The sequence below is a fragment of the Stenotrophomonas sp. RIT309 genome (genome assembly GCF_000632045.1).
Lineage (GTDB): Bacteria > Pseudomonadota > Gammaproteobacteria > Xanthomonadales > Xanthomonadaceae > Stenotrophomonas > Stenotrophomonas indicatrix.
The window spans coordinates 182,834-201,805 of the sequence record NZ_JFYS01000041.1 but is presented as its reverse complement, the minus strand read 5'-3'; the positions used below and the strand labels follow the sequence as shown (position 1 = coordinate 201,805).

Below are 18,972 nucleotides of genomic sequence, written 5' to 3'. Positions count from 1 at the left end.
CCATGAAGACACCACTGTTGATCGCCGGGCTGTGCCTGGCTCTGGCTGGCTGTGCCACCACCGGCCGCCTGGGCAGTGCCGAGAAGCTGGAGCTGTATCGTGCCCACGCCGGCGCACCGCAGAAGGACATGCAGTTCTTCGGCAGCCTCAATGGCTGGACCGAGCTGGGCGACAGTGCGCTGGCGGTCTGGACGCGTCCGAGCGAGGCCTACCTGCTGGAATTGAATGGTCCCTGCCAGGATCTGTCGTATGCGACCGCCATCGGCCTGACCAGCCGGATGAACCGCGTCTCGGCGCCGTTCGACAAGGTGCTGGTACGTGACCCGACCGCTGGCCCGCGCATGCCGTGCTTCATCAAGACCATACGCAAGCTGGACGTGAAGGCGCTACGCGCCTCCGAGCAGGAGCTGCGCCAGGCGCAGGTGCAGGAGCGCGAGGAATCCGCGAAATAGAGCGGTAGCGCCGGGCCATGCCCGGCGGATGGCTGGACGCCGGGCATGGCCCGGCGCTACCGGTAGGTCAGGCTTCGGGGGTGAACCCGGCGGGCTTCTCCGCGTCCTTCTCGAACAGGAACTTCACCAGTTCCGTCTCCAGGAAGGCGCGATGCTCCGGCTTTCGCGGGGAAAGGCGGTTCTCGTTGATCAGCATGGTCTGGTGTGCCAGCCATGCGGTCCACGCCGGCTTGCCGATGTGGTTGAACACACGCTGGCCCAGTTCCCCCGGGTAAGGCACGAAGTCCAGGCCCTCGGCATCGCGTTGTTCGTACTGGCAGAAGACGGTTCGGGGCATGGCACTCACTCGTGGTTGCGGGATTTTGCGGAAGTTCGCTTCGGGCTCTTGATGGGCGCGCCCTCAAGCAGTTTGCGGATGGGGGCAGGCAAGCCCAGTGCAGGCAGTTCGGCGGCGCCAACCCAGCGCAGCGTGGGTTCTTCCACGCGCAGGCCGCGCACCTGCCGTGACAATACCTGCAGGTGCAGCTTGTAGTGGCTGAAGGTGTGCTGCAGCACTGGCAGTTCCTCGGCATCTTCCAGCGAACCATCGACGTGGACGTCGAACCAGTCCTGCAGTTCGCTGCCCGCATCGGCCTGGGGAAGCGTCCACAACTGTGCCCAGATGCCGGTGTCCGGCCGCTTCTGCAGCAGCACGCGCTGCTGCTTGTCGCGCAACAGCAGGGCCACCGCCTCGCGTTCGGGCAGCGTCTTGCTTGGCTTTGCGGTTGGCAGCTCGGCGGTACGGCCTTCGCGACGTGCCACGCAATCGGCCTGCAGCGGACAGATCACGCAGGCCGGTCTGGACCGGCTGCAGACCGTGGCACCGAGGTCCATCTGCGCCTGGGTGTAGTCGGCCATGCGTCCAGCCGGCACCTGGGCGACCTGCGCTTCGGCGATGGCCCACAGCTGCTTCTCGATGGCGGGCAGGCCAGGGAAGCCCTCGACGCCGTGGTAGCGGCTGAGCACGCGCTTGACGTTGCCATCGAGGATCGCGAACGGGTCGTTCCAGGCCTGGCTGAGGATAGCGCCGGCGGTGCTGCGGCCGATGCCGGGCAGATCGTGCAGGGCATCGAAATCACGCGGCAGGTCGCCGCCGTGCTCGGCGACGCAGCGCTTGGCGGCGGCGTGCAGATTGCGTGCACGGGCGTAGTAGCCAAGGCCGGCCCACTGCGCCATTACCGCGTCGTTGCTGGCGGCGGCAAGGTCGGGCAGGGTGGGGAAGTGCTGCAGGAACCGATGGAAGTACGGAATGACCGTGGCCACCTGGGTCTGCTGCAGCATGATCTCCGACAACCACACCCGGTACGGGCTGCGCGGATGCTGCCAGGGCAGGTCGTGGCGGCCGTGGTCGTCGAACCAGTGCAGCAGGCGGGCAACGAAGCCGTGCTCAGGGGCGGACGTGGCGCTGGCGTTCGGCTGGCGGGGCATCGGTACTCCAAAAGGCAGCCACCCATGGGGTGGCTCTACTACGGCAGCGGCCGGTCACCCATGGCGTGGCTCTACCGGGTTGCAGTAGAGCCACGCCATGCGTGGATGCGGACGCGTCAGGCAGTGCCCAGCGCTTCGGGCAACAGGGCGTCGACGAAGGCTTCCGGATCGAACACGCGCAGGTCCTCCGGGCGCTCGCCGATGCCAGCGAAACGGATCGGAATGCCGAACTCGCGGGCCAGCGCGAACACCACGCCGCCCTTGGCGGTACCGTCCAGCTTGGTCACCACCAGGCCGGTCACCTTGACCGCGGCATTGAACTGGCGCAGCTGCGAAAGCGCGTTCTGGCCGGTGGTACCGTCGATCACCATCAGCACTTCGTGCGGCGCGTTCTCGTCGATCTTGCCGAGCACGCGGCGGATCTTGCCCAGCTCGTTCATCAGCCCGGACTGGGTGTGCAGGCGGCCTGCGGTATCGGCGATCAGTACCGAGGTGCCGCGGGCCTTGCCGGCCTGCAGCGCATCGTAGGCCACCGAGGCGGCATCAGCGTTCTGCCCCTGCGCGACCACGGCCACGCCGTTGCGCTCGCCCCAGATCTGCAGCTGGGCGACGGCGGCGGCGCGGAAGGTATCGCCAGCGGCCAGCATCAGGCTGTGGCCCTCGTCCTTGAAGCGCTTGGCCAGCTTGCCGATGGTGGTGGTCTTGCCGACGCCGTTGACGCCCACGGTCAGCACCACGAAGGGCTTGGCGTTGCGGTCGATGACCAGCGGCTTGGATACCGGCTGCAGGATCGCGATCAGGTCCGCGCGCAGTGCCGCCAGCAGGGCATTGGCATCGATGAACTCGCGCGCCTTCATGCGCTTGCGCAGGTCGGCGATCAGGTCGGTGGTGGCGGCAACGCCAACGTCGGCGGTCAGCAGCGCGGTCTCGATCTCGTCCAGCAGGTCGTCATCGAGCTTGGGGTTGCGCGAGAACAGGCCGCCGAAACTGCGGGCGAACGCACTGTTGCGCAGGCGCTCGCGCCAGCCGGGCTTGCCCGCCGCAGCAGCCGGGGCATCGACCAGTACCGGCAGATCGGCGGCGGGGGCGGCTGGTTCCTGCGCCGGGATGACCGGGGCCAGCGGGGCGAGCACCGCGGCGGCGGCGGCCGCTTCGGCTTCGAAGTTCTCCGGCGCCAGCACGCGGGCGGGCGCGGCTTCGGGGATGGTTTCCTGCGCCGTCCGCAGTGGTGCTTGCGGGGCCGGCGCGATTGACGTTGCGGGCGCAACGACCTCGGGCGTGGCAGCTGGCACAGGCGCTTCCACCATCGGCGGGGCTACCGGTGCGGCCGGGGCCTGCTCGGGTGGCGCTGCCGACGGGAATGCCGCCGCCAGCTCTTCAGCCGAGTAATGCTGGGTCTTGGGCGCGTCCGGTGTGGCGGCGTCCTGGGGCTTCTTGCGGCGGAAAAAACTGAGCATTGGCAAAAGGCGCTGAAATCAGAGGGATATGCTACCACCCGGGCCTGTATGGCCGGCGTGGACTCAAGGTCGCAGCTACGCGGCCGTTAACCGGTCCGGAGGGCTGCGTTGGGTGGCCTGGGAGACCGCCGATGAACGATGTGACAGGTGTTGCGCTCAGCGGGATGCGTGCGGCCCAGCAGGGCGTGCAGGTGGCAGCGCACAATGTGGCCAACCTGGCGACCCCGGATGCGCCACGACTGCAGCTGCAGCGCGATGCCGCAGCGCAGGGCGGGGTGGACACCCGCGTGACGTCCCATGGCGACACCGATCCGACCGCACCGCTGGGCGATCTGTTGGCTGCCAAGGCCGAGGTGGTGGCCTTCGCCGCCAATGCCGCGCTGATCCGCCGCGAGGACCAGATGCTGGGCTCGCTGCTGGATCGGCAGGCTTGATCCGACCGCATCTGGGATGGGTCTGATCCGACCGCATCTGGGACGGGCTTGATCCGACCGGCTCTGGTGCGTGCCTGATCCGACCGGCTCTGGTAGGTGCCAACCTTGGTTGGCACGCTTTTGCAGTCAAGCCCTGCTCGGCAGCTTTTCAAGCGCCAACCAAGGTTGGCATCTACCAGGCCAACAGCAACGCCAACCAAGGTTGGCATCTACCAGGTCAACAGCAGCGCCAGCCAAGGTTGGCATCTACCGGGGCAATGGCGGTGCCAACCGAGGTTGGCACCGCCAGGCCGGGCGATCCCGGCATCGGTCAGGCCGACAGTTCCAGCAGCAGCTTGTTCAGACGGGCCACGTAGGCACCCGGGTCCTTCAGGCTGTCGCCGGCGGCCAGTGCGGCCTGGTCGAACAGCACCCGGCCCAGGTCGTCGAAACGTGCGCCATCGGCTTCGGCATCCAGCTTGGCGATCAGCGGATGACCCGGGTTGATCTCCAGCACCGGCTTGCTGTCGGGTACCTTCTGGCCGCTGGCTTCCAGGATCTGGCGCATCTGCAGGCCCAGGTCCTGTTCGCCGATGGCCAGCACCGCCGGCGAATCGGTCAGGCGGTGCGACACGCGCACTTCGGCCACGTCATCGCCGAGCACGTTCTTCAGGCGCTCGACCAGGCCCTGCTTGTCCTTGGCTGCGGCTTCCTGCTCCTGCTTGTCCGCTTCGCTCTCCAGCGCGCCCAGGTCGAGGTCGCCGCGGGCGATGTCGACGAAGCCCTTGCCGTCGAAATCGGTCAGGTAGCCCATCAGCCACTCGTCGATGCGATCGGTCAGCAGCAGGACTTCGATGCCCTTCTTGCGGAACACTTCCAGGTGCGGGCTGTTGCGCACCTGGCTGTAGCTCTCGCCGGTCAGGTAATAGATCTTGTCCTGGCCTTCGGCCATGCGGCCGATGTAGTCGGCCAACGAGACGGTCTGCGCATCGGCCTCGCCACGGGTGGAAGCGAAGCGCAGCAGACCGGCGACCTTCTCACGGTTGTTGTAGTCCTCGGCCGGGCCTTCCTTCAGCACCTGGCCGAATTCCTTCCAGAACGTGGCGTACTGCTCGGGCTTGTCGCTGGACAGCTTCTCCAGCATGTCCAGCGAACGCTTGGTCAGCGCGGCCTTCATCGAATCGATGACCGGGCCGGACTGCAGGATCTCGCGCGAGACATTCAGCGACAGGTCGTTGGAATCGACCACGCCCTTGATGAAACGCAGGTACAGCGGCAGGAACTGCTCGGCCTGGTCCATCACGAACACGCGCTGCACGTACAGCTTCAGGCCCTTGGGCGCATCGCGGTGGTACAGGTCGAACGGCGCGCGGCCCGGCACGTACAGCAGCGAGGTGTACTCCAGCTTGCCTTCGACCTTGTTGTGGCTCCACGCCAGCGGGTCGCTGTGGTCGTGGGCGACGTGCTTGTAGAACTCGGTGTACTCCGCATCGCTGATCTCGGTGCGCGGGCGGGTCCACAGCGCGCTGGCGCGGTTGACGGTTTCCCACTCGATCGCGGCGCCTTCTTCGCCGCCTTCCTTGGGCATCTGGATCGGCAGGCCGATGTGGTCGGAGTACTTCTTGAGGATGCTGCGCAGGCGCCAGCCGTCGGCGAAGTCGTGCTCGCCGTCCTTCAGGTGCAGGACGATGCGGGTGCCGCGCTCGGCCTTGTCGATGGTGGCGACATCGAAATCGCCTTCGCCACGCGAGGTCCAGCGCACGCCTTCATTGGCGGCCAGGCCTGCGCGGCGCGAAGTGACTTCCACTTCGTCGGCGACGATGAAGGCGCTGTAGAAGCCGACGCCGAACTGGCCGATCAGCTGCGAGTCCTTCTTCTGGTCGCCGGACAGCTGGCGCAGGAAGTCGCCGGTGCCGGACTTGGCGATGGTGCCGAGGTGGGTGATGGCATCGGCGCGGCTCATGCCGATGCCGTTGTCTTCGATGGTGATGGTGTGGGCGGCCGGATCGAAGCTGACGCGCACGCGCAGTTCGCTGTCGCCTTCCAGCAGCTCAGGCTGGGTCAGGGCTTCGAAGCGCAGCTTGTCGGCGGCGTCGGCGGCATTGGAGACCAGCTCGCGGAGGAAGATCTCCTTGTTGGAGTACAGCGAGTGGATCATCAGCTGCAGCAGCTGCTTGACTTCGGTCTGGAAGCCAAGGGTTTCGGTCTGGGTCGTCTCGGTCATCGGGTAGGGCTCCATGTGCGGTGCCGCGCAAGCGCGTGCGGCCTCGCCAAGGGGTAGGGGTGATTGTCCCGAAATCAAGGGGTTGGTCGGCCGGGCTGCGCCCGGCACCCGCCGAGGCCAAAGCAACAGCAACAGCAACAGCAACAGCTGGCTCTGGGTTGTCTGTTTGCTTGGCGGGGCGATGTGGGTTGGCAGGACGCGCCGTAAACCCTTCCATGGGGGCTCGTAGGCGCCATCCATGGCGCCTGCGGTCCTGCCAACCCACACCGCCCCGCCTCTGACAGATTCCCGGTGACGGTGACAACGGCTGGGCTTCTGATCTCATCAAACCTTCGAAATCTGACAGATGTTCATCCACGCATGGCGTGGATCTACTGCAGATCGCGGAAAACTGTCGAAGGCGGGGTGGGTCCGGTTGAGGGGGCGTGAGCCGCATGGATGCGGCGACCGAGCTTACAGGGACGTACTTGCAGCGTCCCCCTCAACCGGACCCACCCCGCCAACCCACAGGAAACCAGCTTTTGACGTTGCTTCGGCCTCTGCGGGTGCCGGGCGCAGCCCGGCCGAACTACAATCCCGCTCATGCTGAAATTCTCGAATGAACCTCGCCAGGGGCGCCTGTGAGCGGCCGCGGTGGCAACGAAGGCCAGGTGCGCATCATCGGTGGGCGCTGGCGCAATACCCGACTGCCGGTTCCGACCCTGCCGGGCCTGCGGCCCAGCAGCGACCGCGTGCGTGAGACCCTGTTCAACTGGTTGATGCCCAAGCTGGGCGGGGCGCGCGTGCTGGACCTGTTCGCCGGCAGCGGCGCGCTGGGGCTGGAGGCGGTCTCGCGGGGGGGCGCGCATGCCACCCTGGTCGAGCGCGACCCGCAGCTGGCGCGCAACCTGTCGGCGGCCGTGGCCAGACTGCAGGCGGGTGACGTCGTGACGGTCGCCCAGGCCGATGCGCTGCGCTGGCTGCAGGCCGCGCCGGCACAGCAGGCGGATCTGGTGTTCATCGACCCGCCGTTCGCCGATGGCCTGTGGCAGGACGTGCTGGCCCAGCTGCCGCGGCACCTGGCCGCCGACGCCTGGCTGTACCTGGAATCGCCGGCCAGCCACGTGCCGGTGCTGCCCCCGGAATGGCTGCTGCACCGCGATGGCGGCACCCGCGAGGTGCGCTTTGCCCTGTACCGCCGCGCCGCTGCTACACTTTGACCTCATCTGAACATCTGCTACCGCCCATGACCGTGGCCAACCGCCGCATCGCCGTCTATCCCGGCACGTTCGACCCCATCACCAATGGTCATATCGACCTGGTGAGCCGGGCCGCGCCGCTGTTTGAAAAGGTCGTGGTGGGCGTGGCGCAGAGCCCCTCGAAGGGACCGGCCCTGCCGCTGGAACAGCGCGTGCAGCTGGCGCGTGGCGCCCTGGGCCACCACAGCAACGTCGAGGTCATCGGCTTCGATACGCTGCTGGCCCATTTTGTGCGTTCGGTGCAGGGCGGTGTGCTGCTGCGCGGGCTGCGCGCGGTGTCCGACTTCGAGTACGAATTCCAGATGGCGAGCATGAACCGCCACCTGATTCCGGAGGTCGAGACCCTGTTCCTCACCCCCGCCGAGCAGCACAGCTTCATCTCGTCCTCGCTGGTCCGCGAGATCGCACGCCTGGGTGGCGATGTGTCCGGCTTCGTGCCGGCCGCCGTGCTCGAGGCGCTGCGCAAGGTCCGCGAAGCGAAGTCGGCCCAGTCGTAAGCCCTGGCCAGCAGTAGATCCTGTAGCACCACGCATTCCATTACGCACACCAACACGCAACATTCCGGGAGGAAACCCATGAACAACACCATGCGCGCGATGCTGATCGCTTCGTTTGCCCTGGCTTTCACCGCCTGCAAGAAGGAAGAAGCCGCTCCGGTCGACGAAGCCAAGCAGGCGCTGGTCGCGCCGGCCAAGGAAGACGACGCAGGCTGGAAGAAGTACCTGCAGGAAGTGGCCATCCAGAACATGGGCAACATCACCAACAGCCCGTTCCTGTACTACCTGTCGCCGGAATCGGATCCGGACTTCCAGGCCAAGTACGAGCGCCAGACCGAAAGCGCGACCCAGGCCGTGGCCCGTGGCGTGCAGCCGGGCAACATGCTGGCCTTCGGTTCGTCGGCCTCGGGCAAGATGGCTGACATGATCCAGACCGTGTTCAAGGATGTCTCGCCGGATTCGATGAAGGGCGTGCGCGTCGTCTTCATCGGCCAGTCCGCCGACAACGCCCGCGTGCAGGCCGTGGTCCAGCCGACCGGTGCCGAGTACATTTTCGTCGAAGCCAAGTAAGACCGAGCCGAGGCGGTCGTGCTTCGGCACGGCCCGGGCGGCGCCCTGCGATGGGCGCCGCTGATGACCTGACCGGCCCGCGCGCCCGCGCAGGCCGGTCCTTGTCCCAAGGCGCGGGCGTGGAGTATCGCCATGTCGCTGAAAATCAATGAGCTCTGCGTCAACTGCGACGTATGCGAGCCGGCCTGCCCGAACCAGGCCATCACGATGGGTGAAACCATCTACGTGATCGACCCCGCCCGCTGTACCGAGTGCGTGGGCCATTTCGACGAACCGCAGTGCGTGGTCGTCTGCCCGGTCGAATGCATCGACCCCGATCCGGACATCGTCGAAACCGAAATCGAGCTGCTGGCCAAGTTGCGCCAACTGCAGCACGATCATCCCGAACTCTATGCGGAGCCCCCATCCGAATGAAGTCGTTCGCCCGCCCCCTGTTGCTGCTCGGCCTGCTGCTGAGTTCCGTCGCCTGGGCTGATGCCCCGGTCCGTGCCGAGCGCCCCGATGGCGCGGCCATCGCCAGCGGTCACGCCCTGGCCACCCAGGCCGGTGTCGACATCCTGGCCCAGGGCGGCAACGCCTTCGACGCGGCGGTGGCGGTGTCCTCGACCCTGGCAGTGGTCGAGCCGATCAGCTCCGGCCTCGGTGGCGGCGGCTTTTTCCTGCTGCATGATGCGGCTACCGGCAAGGACGTGATGCTGGACGCGCGCGAGACCGCGCCGGCCGCGGCCACGCCGCAGGCCTTCCTCGACAAGAAGGGTGACCTGGACCGCGACCGCTCGGTCAACGGCCCGTGGTCGGCCGGCATTCCGGGCCTGCCGGCGGCGCTGGTCGAACTGTCGGCCAAGCACGGCAAGCTGCCGCTGGCGGCATCGTTGCAGCCGGCGATCCGCATCGCGCGTGAAGGCTTCCCGGTGTACGACCGCATGGCCAAGGGATATGCCTCGCGCCGTGAAGTGATGGAGCGTTATCCCGGTACGCGCGAGGTCTATCTGCGCAATGGCAAGCCGATCGCCACCGGTGACCTGTTCAAGCAGCCGGAACTGGCGCAGACCCTGGAGCGCCTGGCGGCCGGTGGCTTCGACGGCTTCTACAAGGGCCAGACCGGCAAGCTGCTGCTGGCCGGCGTGAAGCAGGCGGGAGGCAAGTGGACCGCCGAAGAGCTGGCCGGCTACCGCGTCAAGCAGCGTGCGCCGATCGTCTTCAACTACAACGGCTGGAAGATCACCACCGCACCGCCGCCGTCCTCCGGTGGCATCGCCCTGGCCAGCATGCTGCAGATACTGGAAGGCTGGGACATCAAGCAGATGGATGCCGCGCACCGCACCCATCTGGTGGTCGAGTCGATGCGTCGTGCCTACCGTGACCGCACCTTCTTCCTCGGCGATCCGGATTTCGTGCAGATCCCGCAGAAGGTGCTGGCCAGCAAGGATTACGCACAGGGCCTGCGCGCGACCATCCACCCGGAAAAGGCGACCCCCAGCGACCTGCTGTCGGGCAACCCGACGCCGCTGGAGGATGATGAGACCACCCACTTCTCGATCATCGACCGTGATGGCAACCGTGTCGGTGCCACCCAGACCGTCAACCTGCTGTACGGCTCGGGCCTGATTCCGAAGGGCACCGGCGTGCTGCTGAACAACGAGATGGACGACTTCGCGCTGAAGCCGGGAACGCCCAATGCCTTTGGCGTGATGGGCTACGCGGCCAACGCGCCGAAGCCGGGCAAGCGCATGCTCAGCTCGATGACGCCGACCTTCATGGAAAACGACGACAAGGTGATCGTGCTGGGCACGCCCGGTGGCAGCCGCATCATCACCATGGTGCTGCTGGGTATCCTGGGCTACGACGCTGGCCTGGATGCGCAGCAGGTCGCCGCGCTGCCGCGCTACCACCACCAGTGGCTGCCGGACCTGATCGAAGCGGAAAGCAATGCTTTCGACGCTGGCACCATCAAGCAGCTGCAGGCGATGGGCCACAAGATCGACCTGCCGGGCGAGGTCGCTGCCGGCGGCCGCGGTTCCAGCCACGTGTGGGGCAACCTGCAGACGGTGGAATGGGATCGCAAGGCCAACAAACTGTTTGGCGGCAGTGACCCGCGCAACCCGGTCGGCAGTGCCCAGGTCGTGCCGGCTCCCTGAGCCGGCGGTTGCGCCGGGCTAGGCCCGGCGGACGCAAACCTGAGAACCCCGCCCGCAACGGCGGGGTTTTTCATTTTCCCACTAGCGATTATTTAACGAGCGGCCACCGATAATTGCGTCATGAAACTATGGTCGATCCGCGGTAATACACAACGCCTGGATGGCGGTGCAATGTTCGGCAACGCGCCGCGCGCGTTGTGGGAAAAGTGGGCAGCACCGGATGAGCTCAACCGCATCGAGCTGGCCTGTCGTGCGTTGTTGGCGAGCCCGCTGGAAGGCAAGACGGTGCTGTTCGAAACCGGCATCGGTGCGTTCTTCGAGCCGCGCATGCGCGAGCGCTATGGCGTGCAGGAAAGCCAGCATGTGCTGATCGATTCGCTGCGCGAAGCCGGCTTCGAGCACGAAGACATCGACGTGGTGGTGCTCAGCCATCTGCACTTCGACCATGCCGGCGGCCTGTTGGCCGCGTGGCACGAAGGCCGTGAACCGGAACTGCTGTTCCCCAATGCGACGTACGTGGTCGGGGCGCAGCATTGGCAGCGCGCGCTGCAGCCGCACCCGCGCGATCGCGCCAGCTTCATTCCAGAACTGCCGGGCCTGCTGCAGGCCAGTGGCCGCCTGGAAGTGGTGGACGGCGAGTATTCGAAGGTGCTGGGCCACAGCGTGCGTTTCAGCTACAGCGACGGGCACACGCCGGGGCTGATGCTGGCCGAGATCGTGGGGCAGGCACGCGCAGGCGAGGGGGCGCACGGCGGCGTGGTGTTCTGCGCCGATCTGATTCCGGGTCGATCGTGGGTGCACGTGCCGATCACCATGGGGTACGACCGCAACGCCGAGCTGCTGATCGACGAGAAGCGGCAGTTCCTGGAAGACAAGCTGGCGCGCAACGTGCATCTGTTCTTCACCCATGATCCGCAGGTGGCGCTGGCGCAGGTCGGGCGGGATGAGAAGGGACGTTTCGTGACGCTGCATGAGCAGGGCGAACTGAAGGCGCGCGCGCTGGGGTGAGGTTGGCCGGCAGGGCTGCGCCCTGCACCTGCAGAGGCCGGAGCCGAAGCAACAGCAACAGCGGGCTATCCGTGGGTTGGCGGGGCGGTGTCGGATGGCGGGGACGCCGCAAGTACGTCCTTGTAGGCTTGGCAGCCGCATCCATGCGGCTGACACCCCGCAATCCGACACCGCCCCGCCTTCGACAGTTTTCCGGTGACGGATGGGACACCCGGTGGATCTTTCGGGCTCTGACCCCATTCGACGACGGGTTCCAGGTGACTGATGCGACTCTCGTTGTATGGATCGGCAGTAGATCCACGCCATGCGTGGATGGGGCCTTTCTTCGCTGTTTTTACGATGCCTTGAGGCAGCTGCTCATGAAGGTCTTGCGGGCGTCGCCGGCGAGCTTTTGGGTGGCGGCGTCTGCGTTGCACTTCTTCATGCGCTCCTGCGGCGTGGCAGGGGTTGCCGGTGCGGCTGCGTGCGAACTCAGGCATGCGCTCTGCGCGGACTTGTAGGCGTCGCCTTTCAGCCCTTTGTTCTTTGCCGAACAGTCGGCCATGCGCTGCTGCTGTGGGGTGGCTGCGTTGGCGGCAATCGGGAGGCCGACCAGCAGGGCGGCGGCGAGCAGCAAAGAGGCTTTCATGGTGGCTCCAGGGCAGGGCGGGTGCGCGGAGCATTCGCCCGTCGCCGCAAAGCCGGCGTGAAGGTGCCTGGAGCAGGTGGAGCACTTCCTTTCGAAAGCGCTCCGACCCGGTCGATCTCAGCCCACGCGGGTACCGAAGATGCGGTCGCCGGCATCACCCAGGCCCGGCAGGATGTAGCCCTTGTCGTTGAGCTGCGCATCGATCGCGGCGGTGTAGATCTCCACGTCCGGGTGCACGGCCTTCACCGCTTCGATGCCCTCCGGCGCGGCAACCAGGAAGATGCCCTTGATCCGGCGTGCGCCGGCGCGCTTGAGCATGTCGATGGTGGCGATCAGGGTGCCGCCGGTGGCCAGCATCGGGTCGAGGATCAGCGCGTCGCGCTCTTCCAGGCGGCCGGTCAGGCGCTCGAAGTAAGGCACCGGCTGCAGGGTTTCCTCATCGCGCTGCAGGCCGACTACGCTGACACGGGCGGCCGGGATCAGCGACAGCACGCCGCTGAGCATGCCCAGGCCGGCGCGCAGGATCGGCACCACGGTGATCTTGGCGCCGGCGATGCGCTGCACGGTGACCGGGCCGGACCAGCCCGGCAGGGTGTGCGGCTCGGTTTCCAGGTCGGCGGTGGCCTCGTAGGCCAGCAGCGTGCCCAGTTCGTTGGCCAGTTCGCGGAAATCCTTGGTGCTGAGCGCGGCGTTGCGCATCAGGCCGATCTTGTGCTGCACCAGCGGGTGGCGCACTTCGACGATCTTCATGGGATGGTCTGGCAGAAGGGGAGGCCCCCATTTTAAGCGGAATGCGCGGTGGTGCCGAGCCGGGTCCGGCAGGCCAGGCTCCACCGGTGTCATGCCCATGCAACCTGCCGGACATACCGTGCTGACCCAATCTTTACACCGTTGGGGATAGCTGTGCAGAAGAAGAACACGTTGGGCCTGGCAATCAGCCTCTCGCTGCTGGTGACGGCCAGCCCGTCGGTGCTGGCGGCCGAAAACGCTGCCGCTGCCGTGGCAGGGGGTGCCGCCGCAGCGACCGATCTGGACCGCGTCGAAGTGCGCGCGCAGCTGGAATCGCAGGTACGCGCCGTCGACCTGAAGCGCAGCAGCGATGCCATCGAAGACGCCGTGTCCTCCGACGCGCTGGGCCAGTACCCGGACAAGAACGTGGCCGAGTCGCTGCAGCGCCTGCCGGGCATCAGCGTGACCCGCGACCAGGGGGAAGGCCGGTTCGTGGTGGTGCGTGGCCTGGATGCCAACCTCAACAGCGTCAGCGTCGACGGCATCGCCATCGGCACCCCGGAAGATTCCAGCCGCGCGGCGCCGCTGGATGTGATTCCGTCCGATTCGACCGAGCGCCTGCGCGTGGTCAAGTCGCCCACCCCGGACATGCCGGGCGACGCCATCGGCGGCGCGATCCTGGTTGAATCGGCCTCGGCCTTCGATCGTGACGGCCGCAGCCTGCGTGGCAAGATCGAAGCCAGCCACCAGCAGCTGTCCGGCGAAACCAGCCCGAAGGCGGCCTTCAACTACAGCGAAGTGTTCAACGACACCTTCGGCGTCGCGCTGGGCGTGAACTACCAGAAGCGCACGTTCGAATCGGACAACACCGAAGTGGAGTACGACGGCGAAGACGATGCCGCACCGGGCGACGTCACCGCGATCAACCTGCAGCACCGCAAATACGAAATCGAGCGCAAGCGCATCGGCGCCAACCTCAACCTGGACTGGCGCCCGAACGAGGACAGCAAGTACTACCTGCGTGCGCTGTACAGCCAGTTCGATGATGCCGAAACCCGCCAGCGGGTGATCTTCAACTTCGATGACGCCAAGATGGTGAAGACCGGTACCGACCAGTACCGGTTGGACGGCATGCCGAAGGATTCCATCGACAGGCGCATGCGCTACCGCACCAAGGAAGAGAACACCTTTGCGGCCAGCCTGGGCGGCGAGAACACGCTGACCAACGCCGTGGTCGATTACAAGGTGGGTTTCACCCGCACCGAAGAGCGGGTGAACGATGAAATGGAGGCGCGCTTCAAGCTCAACGGCAAGGCCTTCAACGGTACGCTGGACCAGAGCAGTCGAATGCCCAGCTACAGCTTCGACAATCCGCAGTGGCTGGACAACGCGAACTACGCGTTCGACCGCTTCGTGATTTCACCCAAGCAGGTGAACGACAAGGAGCACAGCGCACAGGTCAACGTGCGCTTCGACGGCGACAGCAGCAGCATCAAGTTCGGCCTGCTGGGGCGCTGGCGCGACCGCGACGTCAACGTCGACGAAAGCGAACTGCGCGTCGGCCCGAAGGTTGCCCTGTCCAGCTGGACCACCGGCTCCCCGGATCACCGCCACGGCACCCTGGGTGACGGCATGGATTCGGACGCGATGCGCGCGTACTGGGCGGCCAACCGTGGCCAGTTCAGTGCTCGCCCGCAGGATGTCGGCGCCAACGCGATGACCTCGCTGGAAGAGGACTACACCGCCAGTGAAGACATCTTCGCCAGCTACGCCATGGGGACCTGGGATGTCGGTGCGCTGCGCATCATCGGTGGCGTGCGTGTGGAGAACACGCGCTTCAGGGCCGAAGGCAACCAGGTCGATGTGGCGGCCAACGGCCGCAGCTACACCGTAACCCCGCGCGTGGCCAACAGCAGCTATACCAACGTACTGCCGGGCCTGCACCTGCGCTATGACGCGGCCGATGACTGGGTGCTGCGCGCCTCGGCCAACAAGACCGTTTCGCGCCCGTCCTTCGGCGATATCTCGCCGCGCGTCGGCTACAGCCGCGGCGACGAGGAAGTGCGCCTGGGCAATCCTGAGCTGGACCCGTACGAGTCGAAGAACATCGACCTGTCGGTGGAGAAGTACCTCGGCAGTACCGGCATCGTTTCGCTAGGTCTGTTCCACAAGTCCATCGACGGCTATATCGTCGAGACGGTGCGCACCAATGATCCGGCCTACGGTGGTTTTGACGTGACCCAGCCGATCAATGGCCGCAAAGCCACCGTGCGTGGTGCGGAGCTGAACTGGCAGCAGCAGCTGGCCTTCCTGCCCGCTGGCCTGGACGGTCTGCTGGTGGGCGCCAGCGGCACCTGGCTGGATACCGGATTCGACGCTGGCATCGAGGATCGCGCCGGTGAGGATTTCACCCTGCCGCGTGCCTCCAAGCACGTGTACAGCGCCCACATCGGCTATGAAAAGTACGGCCTGAGCACCCGTCTGGCGGCGGTGTACCGCAGCGAGTACCTGGACAGCATCGGCAAGGGCCGTGCGTTCGACATCTACGTGGCGCCCAACACCCAGCTCGACTTCTCGCTGGACTACAAGTTCAACGCGAACGTGAGCGTGTACTTTGAAGCGCAGAACCTGCTGGACAAGCCGTTGGAGCTGTACCAGGGCACGCGCTCGCGCACCCTGCAGATGGAAGAGTATGGCCGCACCTACGCCGTGGGCCTGAAGGTGGCGCTGTGATGGCGCGTTGCATGACCCTGATGGCGGCCTCGCTGGCAGCCGTTCTTGCCGCCGGCTGCACGCCGGCCGCGGACAAGGCGCCGGCAGCGGCTGCAGCGACCGGCGCTGTGGCACCGGTCAAGCGCAACGTGGCGACCATCGCCGAGGCTTTCCTGACCCCGATGACCCCGGCCGACAACATCGATTCGCCCGCGTCCTGGCAGGCCCCGGATGGCAAGACCTGGCTGATCGCCACGGCCAAGGCCACCGACAAGCTGGTGGTCTACGATGGCAGCAACGGCCAGCACCTGCGCGACGTCGGCAGCACCGGCACCGGCCTGGGCCAGTTCGATCGTCCCAACGGCATCGCGGTGATCGATGACCTGCTGTGGATCGTCGAGCGCGACAACCACCGTGTGCAGGTGCTTTCGCTGCCGGACTTCACTCCGTTGGCCACCTTCGGTGCCGACGACCTGCGCAAGCCCTACGGCCTGTGGGTGGACCGCCGTGCCGATGGCTACAGCGTCTACGTCACCGACTCCTGGGACAACGGCGAGGACGCACAGGGCAAGGACATCCTGCCGCCGCTGGCTGAGCTGGACAAGCGCGTGCGCCAGTACCACGTGTCCCGCGATGGCACGAAGGTGCAGGCAACACTGTCGGCCAGCATCGGTGATACCAGCGAAGCCGGTGCGTTGCGCGTGGTCGAATCGATCTGGGGGGATCCGGCCAATGATCGCCTGCTGATCGCCGAAGAGGACGAAAGCTACGCCAGCGAATTCAAGGTCTACACCCTGGCGGGGCGCTTCACCGGCACCACCTTCGGCCGCGACGTGTTCAAGGCGCAGGCCGAAGGCGTGATGCTGCGCACCTGCGGCAAGGACGGCTGGTGGATCACCACCGAGCAGGGCAAGCAGCGCAGCGTGTTCCATCTGTTCGACCGCCATACGCTGAAGCCGGTGGGTGCGTTCCAGGGCAATACCGTGGCCAACACCGATGGCATCTGGATGATGCAGCAGCCGACGCCAAGGTTCCCGCACGGTGCCCTGTATGCGGTGCACGATGACCAGGGTGTGGTGGCCTTCGACTGGGAGAGCATCGCCAAGCAGTTGGCCCTGCCGCTGGAGTGTGGCTCGTGAGCGCGCGTTTGGTGCGCTTGCTTGCGATCGGGCTGCTGCTCGCATTGCCATCGATGGCGATGGCTGCGGCCGAGCCCAATACGCGGGTGCCGTCGGGCAGCCGCTACTACGCGGCCACACCGGTGCCGGACCGCATCGTTGCCTCTCCATCGGTCGACCCCAGCCACGGCTTCGCAGTGGCCTGGCGCACCGATGGCAGCGTGCAGTCGCCGCTGCTGGAAATCGCACGGGCCGACGATTCGCCGGCCATCGAGGGCATCGTCCAGGTGCGCGCGAAGACCCAGGTGCTGCAGACCGAGAACGGCCTGTCGCATCATCATCGCGCCGACATCGACGGTTTGCAGCCGGACACCCTGTATGTCTACCGCGTACAGGGCAATGGCAGCTGGAGCGCGTGGAACCAGCTGCGTACGATGGCCGCTGCCGACCAGCCGCTGACCCTGCTGTATTTCGGCGATACCCAGAACAAGAACGTCAGCCATGTAAGCCGCGTGGTGCGGGCCGCACAGAAGGCCGCGCCGGATGCGCGGATCAGTCTGTTTGCCGGCGACCTGGTCAGCGGTGGCGACAACATGGACGACAGCGAATGGGGCGAATGGTTTGCCGCCACCAGCTGGCTGGCACAGGAGACGCTGGTGGCGCCGGCGATCGGCAACCACGAGTACTTCGAGGAATTCGAGGACACGCCACAGGAGCGCCGTGTGCTGGGCCGCCATTGGCCGGTGACCTTCGCCCTGCCGGGCAACGGTGCCAGCGCGGCGGCGGGTACCAGCTACTGGTTCGATGCACAGGGCGTGCGCGTGGCCGTGGTCGATGGGACCTCGGCGCTGGATCTGGGTACCGCCAAGGCGCAGGCACAGTGGCTGGACAAGGTGCTGGCCGGCAACCGGCAGCCGTGGACGATCGTGCTGCTGCACCAGCCGTTCTATTCGCCGCGCGAGGGCCGCGAGAATGCTGCCCTGCGCAAGGTGCTGCTGCCGGTGGTGCGCCGTCACAAGGTGGATCTGGTACTGCAGGGGCATGACCATACCTACGGCCGTCGCGGCGAAGGGCAGGCGGCAACACCGCAGTACGTGGTGACGGTGGCTGGACCGAAGCAGTACCGCCTGTCGGACGAGGCACGCAGGACGATGGACCCTGTGGGCGAAGACACCCAGCTGTTCCAGGTGTTGCGCATCGATCCGCAGCGCCTTCGCTACGAGGCCCGCACGGTGACCGGGCGCCTGTACGACGCCTTCGAGCTGAAGCGCGATGACAATGGCGGCAAGCAACGGGTGGAGCAGCGAGAGGGACGGATCACGCCGCGTGACTGCGCGCGTGCCCAAACCGCCAAGGGCCGCACCGACCGGTGCTGGGAGTGAGGAACGACCGATGAGCGCGCGCCCGCGCCTCGTTCCGATGGCCGCCATCGCCGTTGCCCTGCTGCTGGTGGTGGGCGCGGTGGCTGCTGCCGATACCGTACTGCACCCGTTCCTGGCCGCTCAGCCGGAGCAGGTGCCGCAGGAAAGAACGACGGACGAGTGATCAGCGAAGCGATGCAGCAGTCCAGAAGCAGATCCACGCCACGCGTGGATTGAACCTTTCCGTGCACCATCCGCGCATGGCGTGGCTCTACTGCATTGCGTCCAGGAACAGTTCTGCTTCATCCGTGCTGCCCAGCACCACAGCGACAGCGCGCAGCGCCGCTTCGCGATGAACCGGACGGATCCCGCCATCATCGTCATCGCTGTACAGATCCTCATCAGCCTCGAGGTAAACGCTGCCGGCCGCAGCCAACGCGGCCATCAGGGTCGGCACGTCGGCGGCGAACCCGCCGGCGTCCCAGTGGCCCGCACCATGACGGGCGAACAGTACGCGGCCGTCGTCGATGTCGAGGATGAGGGGATCGGCGCCACGGTCGGCGATCACCAGCCACTGCGCCGGCCAGTCGCTGATCGGTTCGCCATCGTTGCCGTTCCAGCGATAGCCTGCCTGGTAGGCCCACAGGCGCTGCAAGGGCGGTATCCACACCTCAAGGCCTGGAATGGTGATGCCGCAGGGGCCTTTTGCAGGATTGAATACCTCGCCGAACGGGCCGACGTGTGCGTAGAATCCGGCCAGCACGTCCGGCAGCGGGAACGGCCCCTGCCACGCGTCGGCAGATTGCGGCTGCAGGGCGCCGAAGCGGGCAAACGTGGCGCGAAGATCATCCATGACGTGGGCCGGGCGGAAGCGGAAGAGCGCGCAGCCTAGCAGAGCCGGTCGCACGCATCGCCTTCACCGTCACTGGCTATCATGGCCGCCCAGCAACTGAGAGGCAG

Annotated in this window: 18 protein-coding genes and 1 pseudogene; 12 read left to right on the top strand and 7 right to left on the bottom strand. The window is 66.5% G+C overall.

Annotated elements, in window-relative coordinates; all coding sequences use genetic code 11:
* The first annotated feature begins 2 nt into the window (after nt 1–2).
* On the top strand, nt 3–452 hold the full coding sequence (locus BW38_RS03035) for a DUF6491 family protein (protein WP_025878820.1): 450 nt from the start codon (nt 3–5) through the stop codon (nt 450–452).
* 67 nt (nt 453–519) lie between these two features.
* Here the strand turns inward: BW38_RS03035 and BW38_RS03040 are convergent, their stop codons facing one another.
* The 3 genes from BW38_RS03040 to ftsY form a co-directional block, all read right to left on the bottom strand.
* Nucleotides 520–789, bottom strand: a complete 270-nt coding sequence (locus BW38_RS03040) for an oxidative damage protection protein (RefSeq protein WP_025878821.1) — start codon at nt 787–789, stop codon at nt 520–522.
* Nucleotides 790–794: 5 nt separating this feature from the next.
* Nucleotides 795–1,919 carry an A/G-specific adenine glycosylase gene (mutY, locus tag BW38_RS03045; protein WP_032977859.1) on the bottom strand — a complete coding sequence of 375 codons (1,125 nt, stop codon included), beginning with the start codon at nt 1,917–1,919 and terminating at the stop codon, nt 795–797.
* Between the two features lie 116 nt (nt 1,920–2,035).
* Complete coding sequence (ftsY, locus tag BW38_RS03050; RefSeq protein WP_032977856.1) at nt 2,036–3,376, bottom strand: signal recognition particle-docking protein FtsY; 1,341 nt, start codon at nt 3,374–3,376, stop codon at nt 2,036–2,038.
* Nucleotides 3,377–3,507: 131 nt separating this feature from the next.
* On the opposite strand from ftsY, the gene BW38_RS03055 reads away from it, so the two are divergent.
* Complete coding sequence (locus tag BW38_RS03055) at nt 3,508–3,810, top strand: hypothetical protein (protein WP_025878824.1); 303 nt, start codon at nt 3,508–3,510, stop codon at nt 3,808–3,810.
* 310 nt (nt 3,811–4,120) lie between these two features.
* Here BW38_RS03055 and htpG read toward each other — a convergent pair whose 3' ends face one another.
* Complete coding sequence (gene htpG / locus BW38_RS03060) at nt 4,121–6,013, bottom strand: molecular chaperone HtpG (RefSeq protein WP_032977853.1); 1,893 nt, start codon at nt 6,011–6,013, stop codon at nt 4,121–4,123.
* 620 nt (nt 6,014–6,633) lie between these two features.
* Here htpG and rsmD point away from each other — a divergent pair.
* From rsmD to BW38_RS03090, 6 genes are all read left to right on the top strand, one after another.
* Nucleotides 6,634–7,212 carry a 16S rRNA (guanine(966)-N(2))-methyltransferase RsmD gene (gene rsmD / locus BW38_RS03065; RefSeq protein ID WP_032977851.1) on the top strand — a complete coding sequence of 193 codons (579 nt, stop codon included), beginning with the start codon at nt 6,634–6,636 and terminating at the stop codon, nt 7,210–7,212.
* A gap of 26 nt (nt 7,213–7,238) precedes the next feature.
* Entirely contained in the window at nt 7,239–7,748 is a 510-nt protein-coding gene (gene coaD / locus BW38_RS03070; protein WP_008267036.1) for a pantetheine-phosphate adenylyltransferase, read from the top strand.
* A gap of 78 nt (nt 7,749–7,826) precedes the next feature.
* A complete protein-coding gene (locus BW38_RS03075) occupies nt 7,827–8,318 on the top strand; it encodes a hypothetical protein (protein ID WP_025878827.1) in 492 nt (163 codons plus the stop codon).
* A gap of 132 nt (nt 8,319–8,450) precedes the next feature.
* Complete coding sequence (locus BW38_RS03080) at nt 8,451–8,732, top strand: YfhL family 4Fe-4S dicluster ferredoxin (protein WP_025878828.1); 282 nt, start codon at nt 8,451–8,453, stop codon at nt 8,730–8,732.
* On the top strand, nt 8,729–10,456 hold the full coding sequence (gene ggt / locus BW38_RS03085; protein WP_032977848.1) for a gamma-glutamyltransferase: 1,728 nt from the start codon (nt 8,729–8,731) through the stop codon (nt 10,454–10,456). Before BW38_RS03080 ends, ggt begins: the two co-directional genes overlap by 4 nt.
* Before the next feature lie 120 nt (nt 10,457–10,576).
* On the top strand, nt 10,577–11,464 hold the full coding sequence (locus tag BW38_RS03090) for an MBL fold metallo-hydrolase (protein WP_025878830.1): 888 nt from the start codon (nt 10,577–10,579) through the stop codon (nt 11,462–11,464).
* 334 nt (nt 11,465–11,798) lie between these two features.
* Here the strand turns inward: BW38_RS03090 and BW38_RS03095 are convergent, their stop codons facing one another.
* Together BW38_RS03095 and upp are read right to left on the bottom strand one after the other, a co-directional pair.
* Complete coding sequence (locus tag BW38_RS03095; protein WP_025878831.1) at nt 11,799–12,092, bottom strand: PsiF family protein; 294 nt, start codon at nt 12,090–12,092, stop codon at nt 11,799–11,801.
* A gap of 117 nt (nt 12,093–12,209) precedes the next feature.
* The gene (upp, locus tag BW38_RS03100) at nt 12,210–12,842 is read right to left on the bottom strand and encodes a uracil phosphoribosyltransferase (RefSeq protein ID WP_025878832.1); all 633 of its coding nucleotides are present in this window, start codon (nt 12,840–12,842) and stop codon (nt 12,210–12,212) included.
* A 153-nt stretch (nt 12,843–12,995) separates the two neighbouring features.
* On the opposite strand from upp, the gene BW38_RS03105 reads away from it, so the two are divergent.
* The 4 genes and pseudogenes from BW38_RS03105 to BW38_RS21870 all read left to right on the top strand — a co-directional run.
* Nucleotides 12,996–15,554: a TonB-dependent receptor gene (locus BW38_RS03105; RefSeq protein WP_032977845.1), complete on the top strand. Its 2,559-nt coding sequence runs from the start codon at nt 12,996–12,998 to the stop codon at nt 15,552–15,554.
* Nucleotides 15,554–16,672: a phytase gene (locus BW38_RS03110; protein ID WP_032977842.1), complete on the top strand. Its 1,119-nt coding sequence runs from the start codon at nt 15,554–15,556 to the stop codon at nt 16,670–16,672. The genes BW38_RS03105 and BW38_RS03110 overlap by 1 nt, the downstream gene beginning before the upstream one ends.
* 53 nt (nt 16,673–16,725) lie before the next feature.
* Complete coding sequence (locus tag BW38_RS03115; protein WP_081794600.1) at nt 16,726–18,033, top strand: metallophosphoesterase family protein; 1,308 nt, start codon at nt 16,726–16,728, stop codon at nt 18,031–18,033.
* 10 nt (nt 18,034–18,043) lie between these two features.
* Nucleotides 18,044–18,178, top strand: a pseudogene (locus BW38_RS21870) (inorganic diphosphatase); the annotation flags it as partial.
* 105 nt (nt 18,179–18,283) lie between these two features.
* Here the strand turns inward: BW38_RS21870 and BW38_RS03120 are convergent.
* Nucleotides 18,284–18,865 carry a hypothetical protein gene (locus BW38_RS03120; protein ID WP_032977837.1) on the bottom strand — a complete coding sequence of 194 codons (582 nt, stop codon included), beginning with the start codon at nt 18,863–18,865 and terminating at the stop codon, nt 18,284–18,286.
* Between the last annotated feature and the right edge of the window lie 107 nt (nt 18,866–18,972).

Excerpts from the sequence above, each read along its gene's own strand:
- BW38_RS03035 (WP_025878820.1), top strand. The coding sequence starts at position 3 with ATGAAGACACCACTGTTGATCGCCGGGCTGTGCCTGGCTCTGGCTGGC.
- BW38_RS03040 (WP_025878821.1), bottom strand. The coding sequence starts at position 789 with ATGCCCCGAACCGTCTTCTGCCAGTACGAACAACGCGATGCCGAGGGC.
- mutY (WP_032977859.1), bottom strand. The coding sequence starts at position 1,919 with ATGCCCCGCCAGCCGAACGCCAGCGCCACGTCCGCCCCTGAGCACGGC.
- ftsY (WP_032977856.1), bottom strand. The coding sequence starts at position 3,376 with ATGCTCAGTTTTTTCCGCCGCAAGAAGCCCCAGGACGCCGCCACACCG.
- BW38_RS03055 (WP_025878824.1), top strand. The coding sequence starts at position 3,508 with ATGAACGATGTGACAGGTGTTGCGCTCAGCGGGATGCGTGCGGCCCAG.
- htpG (WP_032977853.1), bottom strand. The coding sequence starts at position 6,013 with ATGACCGAGACGACCCAGACCGAAACCCTTGGCTTCCAGACCGAAGTC.
- coaD (WP_008267036.1), top strand. The coding sequence starts at position 7,239 with ATGACCGTGGCCAACCGCCGCATCGCCGTCTATCCCGGCACGTTCGAC.
- BW38_RS03075 (WP_025878827.1), top strand. The coding sequence starts at position 7,827 with ATGAACAACACCATGCGCGCGATGCTGATCGCTTCGTTTGCCCTGGCT.
- BW38_RS03080 (WP_025878828.1), top strand. The coding sequence starts at position 8,451 with ATGTCGCTGAAAATCAATGAGCTCTGCGTCAACTGCGACGTATGCGAG.
- ggt (WP_032977848.1), top strand. The coding sequence starts at position 8,729 with ATGAAGTCGTTCGCCCGCCCCCTGTTGCTGCTCGGCCTGCTGCTGAGT.
- BW38_RS03090 (WP_025878830.1), top strand. The coding sequence starts at position 10,577 with ATGAAACTATGGTCGATCCGCGGTAATACACAACGCCTGGATGGCGGT.
- BW38_RS03095 (WP_025878831.1), bottom strand. The coding sequence starts at position 12,092 with ATGAAAGCCTCTTTGCTGCTCGCCGCCGCCCTGCTGGTCGGCCTCCCG.
- upp (WP_025878832.1), bottom strand. The coding sequence starts at position 12,842 with ATGAAGATCGTCGAAGTGCGCCACCCGCTGGTGCAGCACAAGATCGGC.
- BW38_RS03110 (WP_032977842.1), top strand. The coding sequence starts at position 15,554 with ATGGCGCGTTGCATGACCCTGATGGCGGCCTCGCTGGCAGCCGTTCTT.
- BW38_RS03115 (WP_081794600.1), top strand. The coding sequence starts at position 16,726 with ATGGCGATGGCTGCGGCCGAGCCCAATACGCGGGTGCCGTCGGGCAGC.
- BW38_RS03120 (WP_032977837.1), bottom strand. The coding sequence starts at position 18,865 with ATGGATGATCTTCGCGCCACGTTTGCCCGCTTCGGCGCCCTGCAGCCG.